2 protein-coding genes are annotated in these 1,535 nt (G+C 49.4%); one reads left to right on the top strand and one right to left on the bottom strand.

All coding sequences use genetic code 11. The features are described 5' to 3' along the window. A partial coding sequence (locus NZ772_18755; GenBank protein ID MCS6815598.1) for a phosphoglucomutase/phosphomannomutase family protein occupies nt 1–804 on the bottom strand: 804 nt, incomplete at its 3' end. A 392-nt stretch (nt 805–1,196) separates the two neighbouring features. On the opposite strand from NZ772_18755, the gene NZ772_18750 reads away from it, so the two are divergent. Continuing rightward, on the top strand, nt 1,197–1,535 hold a 339-nt coding region (locus NZ772_18750; GenBank protein ID MCS6815597.1), incomplete at its 3' end, for a gamma-glutamylcyclotransferase.

Here is a 1,535-nt window from a genome sequence, read left to right as displayed (position 1 = left end):
ATCTACGGCTGCAATCCGATCGCTATCACCATCAAACACCAACCCCACTACAAGGCTATCCTCTGGACGCGGGTAGTCTTTGATGGTCTGCATCAGTTTGCTAATGTAACGGGGCAGGGGTTCAGGGGCACCTCCTGCAAACAAGGGATCCCGATCGCTATTCAGTTCGTGAATGGGCAGCCCTAGCAAGCGTTCTAGTCCAGTTGCTGCCGCCCCATGCATAACATCCGCAAACACGATTAGCTGACCAGTCTGAATGGCATCCCGAATCCTATCAATATCCACCTTGGAGCGTAAATCCTCGCAGAAGCCGCTCTCCCAGGGGTTAAAGGTGGTCAGAGGGGTTGTGGATGATAACGATGGGGAAGGGGCTGAGGTTGCTAGCAATGCCTCAATCTGTTTGGTGACATCGGGTGGCACAGAGCCGCCAAAGGCACCCTTGACCTTAAGCCCAGAATAAATGCCTGGGTTGTGGCTGGCAGTAATCACCAAGGCTCCTAGAGCATTTTGATGTTTAGCAATCCAACTAAACACTGGGGTAGGGGCATAGTCTGCTGTTAGTAGCACTTCAAACCCAGCCGCTTGTACTGCTTGAGCAGTAACTTGGGCAAATTGTTCTGACATAAACCGGCGATCGTGCCCTACTACAATAGTGCGACTACCAGTTTCCTTACCGTAGGTGTCATTCAAAACCTGCGCTGCTAGAGGTGCAACCTGTACCAACCGCTCTACTGTAAAATCAGCCGCAATCAGTCCGCGCCAACCATCTGTACCGAATTTAATTGGGTTTATTGTCAAGGAAATGGAGTGAGCAGCCATGCAAGAGTCACCTTATCAGTGTCGTAATGATTTGTAATAGTTCTACACAGTTCAAGCTACGTGCCAGGGGCCAACAACTTGAAACCCACCAGCATTGTACTGGTGAGTGCCCAGGAAACATCATGACTTATTAAGGAATGTTGATAGACAACTGGCTTGCGTAGTAGTTCTCGCAGAGCCGACCTAAGTTAGGGTATGATTATGGATGCTATCAATTAGTCTTATAGATCAATGGCAGCAACTAGGTTGCAGGTAAGAGAGCCAGTCTATAAGGAATTGGAGTATCTCAGTCGGGTGCCACCTCGATCACAACAACTCCATCCTCTGAAAACCCGGACCGCTCTGCTCCGGCGACAAGCCGTAAAGCGTTCCAATGAATGACCTCTTGCCCGTTACTGATTACAAATTCCCCAGGCATGATTCGAGTGTTTGTCTATGGCACCCTCAAACCAGGAGAACGCTACTACCCCCACTATTGTGCAGATAAGGTGATAGCAGTTAGACCTGCGATCGCTTACGGTAACCTGTATGCCCTACCCATGGGGTACCCTGCTATGACCATTGGCCACAGGTCAGTTCAAGGCTATGTGTTAACGTTTGCAGATGAGAGTATTTTTAACGCTCTTGATGAACTAGAAGGCTACAATGCCAGCGCACCAGCCGCTGATAATGAGTACGATCGCTGCTTAATTGAAGCCTTTACCCCTGATCGTCAC

It is taken from the genome of Cyanobacteriota bacterium, assembly GCA_025054735.1.
Lineage (GTDB): Bacteria > Cyanobacteriota > Cyanobacteriia > SKYG9 > SKYG9 > SKYG9.
The sequence above is the reverse complement of the archived record's forward strand: the minus strand, read 5'-3'. Positions and strand labels throughout refer to the sequence as shown.